Source organism: Catenibacterium sp. RTP21428st1_D7_RTP21428_210409 (assembly GCF_040227455.1).
Lineage (GTDB): Bacteria > Bacillota_I > Bacilli_A > Erysipelotrichales > Coprobacillaceae > Catenibacterium > Catenibacterium mitsuoka_A.
The window spans coordinates 1-7,894 of the sequence record NZ_JBEHVX010000102.1 but is presented as its reverse complement, the minus strand read 5'-3'; the positions used below and the strand labels follow the sequence as shown (position 1 = coordinate 7,894).

General features: G+C 33.2%; 7 protein-coding genes. All 7 read right to left on the bottom strand.

Translation table 11 applies throughout. The features are described from left to right. Positions 1-295: 295 nt before the first annotated feature. Positions 296-1,744: a glycoside hydrolase family 1 protein gene (locus ABUA27_RS11320; protein WP_287845622.1), complete on the bottom strand. Its 1,449-nt coding sequence runs from the start codon at positions 1,742-1,744 to the stop codon at positions 296-298. Positions 1,745-1,757: 13 nt separating this feature from the next. Beyond that, positions 1,758-2,633, bottom strand: a complete 876-nt coding sequence (locus tag ABUA27_RS11315) for an alpha/beta hydrolase family protein (protein ID WP_129980886.1) — start codon at positions 2,631-2,633, stop codon at positions 1,758-1,760. Next, positions 2,630-3,850 carry a hypothetical protein gene (locus ABUA27_RS11310; protein ID WP_129980885.1) on the bottom strand — a complete coding sequence of 407 codons (1,221 nt, stop codon included), beginning with the start codon at positions 3,848-3,850 and terminating at the stop codon, positions 2,630-2,632. Before ABUA27_RS11310 ends, ABUA27_RS11315 begins: the two co-directional genes overlap by 4 nt. Positions 3,851-3,861: 11 nt before the next feature. Next, a complete protein-coding gene (locus ABUA27_RS11305; RefSeq protein WP_006505197.1) occupies positions 3,862-4,113 on the bottom strand; it encodes a hypothetical protein in 252 nt (83 codons plus the stop codon). Positions 4,114-4,516: 403 nt separating this feature from the next. Continuing rightward, on the bottom strand, positions 4,517-5,275 hold the full coding sequence (locus tag ABUA27_RS11300) for a histidinol-phosphatase (protein ID WP_129980884.1): 759 nt from the start codon (positions 5,273-5,275) through the stop codon (positions 4,517-4,519). 39 nt (positions 5,276-5,314) lie between these two features. Continuing rightward, positions 5,315-6,208, bottom strand: a complete 894-nt coding sequence (gene thrB / locus ABUA27_RS11295; RefSeq protein WP_129980883.1) for a homoserine kinase — start codon at positions 6,206-6,208, stop codon at positions 5,315-5,317. A gap of 2 nt (positions 6,209-6,210) precedes the next feature. Next, a complete protein-coding gene (gene thrC / locus ABUA27_RS11290; protein WP_349820739.1) occupies positions 6,211-7,695 on the bottom strand; it encodes a threonine synthase in 1,485 nt (494 codons plus the stop codon). Between the last annotated feature and the right edge of the window lie 199 nt (positions 7,696-7,894).

The window sequence follows — 7,894 nt, the reverse complement described above, 5'->3', positions numbered from 1 at the left end:
CTCATCAATTAAATGTTTTCAAATAAATCTGACGTGTATCTGTTCAGTTTTCAATGTTCTGTCTCAGCCCGTCTCCCAGACTGCCTGTCTATAATACCCAATATCGCAGCGTTTGTAAAGCATTTTTTTAAATTATTTTCTATTTTTATTTCAAAATGTTTATTTTTATTGATATAATCAATGTTTTTCTATTTTAATTATTTTTTATCCTCTTTTATATATGTCTCTTGTAAGCTCTCTATACCTAATTTAAATATATAAAAGACTGATTCAATATGAATCAGCCTTCTATGAATTATAATTCTTCACCATTAGTTTCAATAACTTTTTTATACCAATAATATGAATCCTTTGGAATTCTCTTTAGAGTACCAGAGTTTTCATCTTCATCACGATCTACATAGACAAAACCGTATCTTTTCTGATAACCATTTGACCAGCTTAATAAATCAGTATATGACCATGTGCAATATGCAAGAATACGGCATCCATCATCACATGCTTTCTTTAATTCTTCAATATGGTTACGTAAATATTCAATACGATATGAATCATGGATCTTTCCATCTTCTAATTTATCAAATGCGCCAAGTCCGTTTTCTGAAATAACGATTGGTAAATCATAACGTGAAGTAATCTTACGACACGCAAAACGTAGTCCCATAGGATCAATAGTCCAGTCCCAGTCAGTTGTAGGAAGATTCTTATTCGCAGGTACCTTATACATACCAGGTACACCTTCCATTTCTGCAGTGCCCTTCTTACCTGTATTGTTTTCTCCACCAAGAGAATCAATACCATCTAGTGGGTTGTATTCAATACTACATGTCTTATAGTAGTTAACACCCATGAAGTCTACTTTAGATGCAGCTTCTTTTAGAATTTCAGCATCGCCTTCCTCAAAGTGTGGGGCAACACCTAATGATTCTAAATATTTCATTGCAGATCTTGGATAACGTCCATAAGCATAAACATCCATCCAGTAGTAAGACTTTAAGTCTTCATAATCAACACATGCCATCTGATCTTCTGGTTTATCAGATACTGCATAAGCTGGACCATAAGCGAATGATGAACCGACTAATGCATCAGGATAAAGTTCCTTTAATGCAAGTACTGATTTTGCATGAGCCATGAATGCATGATGATTCACCTGATAGTAAGTCTTCATATCCTTAAATTTTCCTGGTGGATGTTTAGCAAGCATCCAGCCATGTCCAGTGAAGACATTCTGTTCATTTAAGATAATCCAATGTTTAACACGATCACCATAACGTTTAAATAATGTAGTTGCATAATTCACAAAATCATCGACAATACGACGATCTTCCCAGCCATGATATTGATCTTCTAATGCCTGTGGTAAATCCCAATGATATACAGTCACCATTGGTACAATATTATACTTTAAGCATTCATTGATTAAATCATCATAGAACTGTAAACCTTTTTCATTCACCTGTCCATTACCATCTGGATAGATTCTTGACCAGGCAATTGAGAAACGATAAGTCTTTAACCCCATCTCACCCATTAGTCTGACATCTTCTTTATACATGTGATAATGGTCAACTGCCTTATCACCTGTAGTAGCTTTGAATGTCTTACCTGGGATTCTTACAAACTTATCCCATACCGAAGGCTTTTTGCCGTCTTCAGCCCAGGCACCTTCTACCTGATAAGCAGCTGAAGCACTTCCCCATAAGAAATCCTTTGGGAACCCTGTTGATTCTTTAAAATACATTTTAATCCTCCTATCATCCATTTCTATTTAAAAACTCTGTAAGAAGATCCTTATAAGGATGCTTTTCATCAAGAGCATAAAATGGCTTATCTTTTAATGGCATTAATTCTTTAACACATAATGCATTATTGTATAAATCAAATACATCATTAAAATCTACCTTATTGTTGTTTTTGTTTTGGATAAATAATGTCGGAATAGTATTCCTTCTTATATATCTCATGATATCTAAATCATCTAGAGGTACATCCAATGCTTTTCTTAATACAATAGAAAGTAAAGGACGTGTAATAGATTCTGGATATCCATCATTCTTCATTAAATATGCAAAATAATCACGCACATTCTTAAATGTACTTTCTACAATTAAGCTTGTTGCATTCTTTAATAAACCTGCACTGCCTGCACAAAGCAAGGCTGTCGCACCTGTTTCTTTACCATAGAAGAAGACCGGATGATCTTCGCCATACTTTTGAATAATGAAACGATTCCAATAGTTAATATCCATAACATCTTGGAAACCAACGCCTCTTGTCACACCATCAGATGATCCATTACCATAACAATCAATCATTAAAATATTAGTATGAGGGCAAATTGACTGAAAATAGATTGCTTCATTTTCTAGAGAAGATGCATCTTTAGTAAAACCATGAACCATGATTAATGTATTGTCTGCATGATCCACTTCAAGTAGATGACCAGTTAAAATCGCATCATTCATATTCTTAATACGTACTGTCTGAGGCTTTAAAGTCTCAAATAAGGTACGTTTAATATGTGCACGATATAAGCGTTCATCTACAAACTGACTTGTTTTCTGATATAACCCTGCACCTGCAAGGACAGCAGTTCCAAAGGCTGCTGTGACTATATTTCTCTTTTTCATTTATACCAATCTCCAAAATTATCTAATAATAATCTATTGATATTTAATACCTGTTCAAATGAGCTGAGCTTATACTTATCATTATTCATTCTACCTGCAAAGAAACGAATAGCGGCAACGAGTTCATTACGAACTGATGTACGCATCTCTGTTGGGAATGAACTAATTGGGAAGCAAGTGAATATAAATGTATTGTAATCATTGCTGAATAAATCGAGCAACACATCATAACCTTCATTTTTTAATAACGTATTACCTAATGCAAGATCTAGATCATGATTTGCATAAACAAGAATTGCATCAACAATAGTTCTAAACACCTGTTTGATTACTTCTCTAAAAGGTTCTTTCTTATTTAAATAAGAATAAAATAAATAAGAATAAACAAGATTACACTGATTTAAATTATTAGCTTCCTTATCATATAAAATAAAGTGCTTTTTCAAATTGTCTGATAAAGCCTTTAAAACAACCTCATTATAATTAAATAATGAACCAAGATTGCTCATAATACAAAATGCGAATAAAGTATGCTGACATAGTAGATGCATAAGATGGAACAAATAGCTTGCTGCATGCTTATAGAATACATCTAGATGGTCAATAATTTCCTGAATCAATTCTCTTACATAATATAAATGATATTGATATTCCGTATCACGATATTTAGAATTTGGTCCATCCCAGTCATATTCATAAAGTATGTTACGTAATAATAAGATCAATGAAGAAATATAAACATCATATTTTTGTGTCTTGATTAAATCATGCATAACTGGAAGATAGATTTCATAGAAAGAATCGATCGTCTTTTTATTAATCCCCTGATGATACTTCATGTACTCCAATATCTCAATATAATCAATCGGTGCCATGTTTGTATCAATGAGATGATGTTCCTTCACTATCTTTGGAATCAAAGAATAATGAAGGATATGTGTAAACTTCTCTTTATAAAAAATATGTACCAGTGCATCTTTAATAATAAACTGCTTTTCCTGATCATTTAAATTTTCTGAGAATTCTGCTTCAACCTTATCACCATATGATAATTCAACATAAATATCGATATTTCTGAAGTTTTCATCAAGCATATAATAATGAAACTTCATCGCAGTATCACTAATTCGATAGCTACATCTATAACGATATTTTCCTAGATAATGACTTTTATGTTCATCCAGGTACTGTTGGATAACGTCTTCTATTTTACCCATACAATTCCTCCTTAAAAATCATTTTCATGAGCCATCTTAAAACGTGCAATTGATCCGCTCTTAATAAAACGTTCCGCAAAGAAACGAATGTTATCTAAATGAAAGTCTCCTCCCATTGTAAGAGAAGTATCCATGATTTCTTTCGTAAGAGCATAAAGAGCTTCTTCAGTTAATCCATAATCATCTGGATTAATGATTTCTCTCACCGCTTCTACACATTCTTCAAGATGTGCTGTTTTATCTATATCTGTAATATGTTCCATTTTTATCACCACCTTTATTATACAGCCTTTAATCAATACTAGGCACTTTATATTGTAAAGGTTTTTTTAAATAAATGAAATAATATCATTCTTTTTAATATCTAATACATACTTTCTAATTTAGAAATATCACTACCGTATATTATATTACTACATTTTTCTCATGCATCTAATTCAAAATAAACATGAATATATCAATGCTTTTTAAATTTAATGTCACAATAACTGTCAAACCAATTCAGTTACTGACATATAGTGCCTGATATGAGCAATCTTAATCAAGCGAGATACATTACTACATTTTCTACATACATTTAAATCAAAATAAGCATGAATATTCCATAACTTTTTCAATTTGCACTCAAGGGAACTGTCAAAAGAAAAAAAGGCTTTCTCAAGCCTTCTATCTCAACATCTTAATATCTTCAGTAATTTCTAAGCCACTTTCCTTTAAGTAAGCATAAGCACGATTGTATGTTTTAGTATCTTTTAATGCACTTGGTTCATGCGCATCTGTTCCGATAATAATACGGTTATGATGTTTCTTACATAAATCAATAAATGGCTGACTTGGATAATGACGCATAGCCTTATATCCTAATAAGTTAAATTCTAAAGGCATATCTATTTCAGCCGCATGAATACAGATTTTCTCTAACTCATCAATATGTTCTTGAATCTTTTCATCATAGAAAACAACATCAGGATGCGCTACATATGAAAACAAGCCTGTATCCATAGCCTTAATCACCTGTGATACATATCTCTTTAATTCTTCTAAAGATACTGGATGACCATAATAAATACCTGTTTCATCACTGCCATCAAAATGATTCCCTAAAACAATATAATCAAGCTTATACTTTTCAAGCTGTTCCTTAAGCCATTCCATCTTATCTTCAAAGTATTCACACTCCAAACCAATCTTGATAGAAATCTTGTCTTTATACTTATCTCTTAGTACTGATAATGTATGGACATAATCTTCAAGTTGTGATTCATCCATACGCATTGTAGCATGATATCCTGATTCATAATGCCATGGTGTATGGTCTGAAAAGCCTAGTTCTGTATATCCAGCTGAAATGGCTGCTAGAATATATTCTTCTTCACTTCCAATTGCATGCATACATCTTGTTGTATGTGTATGATAATTCTTCATTTGATCCTCCTGAAAAAAATACCTGACAACAGCCAGGTATTATAAAAAGTCACATGTAAATCCACGTTCATCTAATTCTAACTTTTCCACTTGCCATCCGTCAATTAAAGATCCTAATTCTTCTTTAATACGAACAACACCCATTGTATCATCAGCACGAATTAAAGCCATAATAGTAGGCCCTGCACCTGATAGATAAGCACCTAATACTCTTTCATCCTTCTCTAATGTTTCCATAATAGGGAAGAAATTGTCAATTAGATGTCCACGATATGGCTGATGGAAACGATCCTTGAAGCCTAGTTTCAAACCTTCATCATATCCATTAATAAGTGATGCAACCATTAATGCAAGATGAGATACATTCTTAATCGCATCTGCACGATCTAATGTCTGTGGTAATACAGAACGTGCTTTTTCTGTAGATAATGTGAAAGGTGGAATAAGTGCGACATAACGATATTCCTGTTTAACTGGAATAGATAATGTAGTGACTTTATGTTCTTCCATAACAGATACAGTTAATCCACCAAAGATTGCTGGGGCAACGTTGTCTGGATGTCCTTCAATCTTAGTCGCAAGTTCAAGAATGTTCTGACGTTCTTCATAACGATTCTTGAATGCGAATGCACCAACAATACCAGCGACAATACATGTAGAAGAAGAACCTAATCCTCTTGTATAAGGAACATCTCCTTCATTGGTAATACGTAATCCTTTATAATCTAATCCTACATAACGTGCACCTTCTTCAAAGGCACGATAAGCTAAGTTATCTTTGTTCGCAAACTGTTCAGGACATCCTAAGATTTCTAATCCTTCATCTAATAATTCAAAAGTGAATGTATTATATAAAGTCACTGCTAGACCCGCAACGTCAAATCCAGGTCCTAAGTTTGCGCTTGTTGCAGGAACTCTTACCTTTACAAACATAATTAGTACTCCTTGATCTTTTCTGCAATAGTATCTAGAATTGCATTTCTATCAATAACACCCTTATGAAGGATTTCACGATCCTTAATACCTTTTAATGGGTAAGAAATTTCCATACCAGTTAAATCATGTAGTTTTTCAATAGCTGTATAAACATCTACTTCTTCACCAGTTAATGCCTGATATACAGATTCTGGGAACTTATAAGGTGATGCAGTAGAAAGTAAGATTGTCTTAGTTGTATCACCAGTGTTCTTAACATATTCTTCATAAACACCATAACCAACAGCTGTATGTGTATCTAATAGATACTTGTTTTCATTCCAGCAGTCATGAATAACTTTAAGTACATCTTCTTCTCCAAGACATCCTGCCTTGAATTCTTTCTGAACTCTTGCAAGTGTTTCATCATCTACTTTATAAACACCTGTTTCTTTAAGTTCTTCCATATACTTATTCACTTTTTCACTATCACCATTCACCATGAACCATACTAATCTTTCTAAGTTACTAGAAACTAAGATATCCATAGCAGGCGCATTAGTCTTATAGAATTCACGTCTTGCATCATAAGTACCAGTAGTGAAAAAATCAGTTAAGATATTATTCTTATTAGAAGCAACAATGAACTGGTTCACTGGTAATCCCATATTCTTTGCAATCCATCCAGCTAAGCAGTTACCAAAGTTACCTGAAGGTACTGTAAAGTTCACTGCTTCTCCTAGTTTGATTTCATTTCTCTTCACAAGTGTTAAATATGAATAGAAGTAATATACAATCTGTGGAATTAAACGTCCAATATTTATTGAATTAGCTGAAGATAAGAAGATATGATGTTCATCACAAAGTTCTTTTAATTCTTTAGAACCAAAAGCTTTCTTAACTGCAGACTGGGCATCATCAAAGTTACCTCTAATACCGATAATTTCAACATTCTTACCTGTTGTAGTCACCATCTGCTGCTGCTGAATAGCTGATACACCATCAATTGGATAGAAAACCTTAATACATGTACCTTCTACATCTTTAAATCCTTCTAATGCAGCTTTACCTGTATCACCACTTGTAGCCGCAAGAATCATAACTTCACGTTCTTCACCTTTCTTCTTTAAAGAAAGAGTCATCATTCTTGGAAGCATAGATAATGCCATATCCTTGAATGCAGCTGTAGGCCCCTGATAGAGTTCTGCAACATATACATTTCCTGCTTTCTTTACAGGAACCACTTCATCACAGAACAAACCTTCACCATAAGCCTGATTGCAGGCTGTATGTAATGCTTCTTTTGCATCACTTGGTGCGAATGTACCAATAATCGCAGTTGCAAGATCTACATAGTTTAATGGAAGTAAATCTTCTAGGTTTTTCTTCTCAAAATCAAAGTCAGGTACAAGTAATCCCCCATCACTTGCGATTCCCTGAAGAATAGATGTATAAAAATCAATAGGTGTCTGATTGCCTCTTGTGCTCTTAAACAATTTTTCCATTGTGCATCTCCTTATCTTGTGTTTTCAACATTGTATTAAATAATCGGAAATAAGTCAATCAAGTTCATCATTTTTTAAATTTCCCTAAATTATTACATATTTTTAAATAATATAAGAAATACTTTGAATACCCACAAACCACAGGTTAGTGAAAATTAAATTTCATAAGCACCGATTAAACGGCGTTCATGAAGCTGAA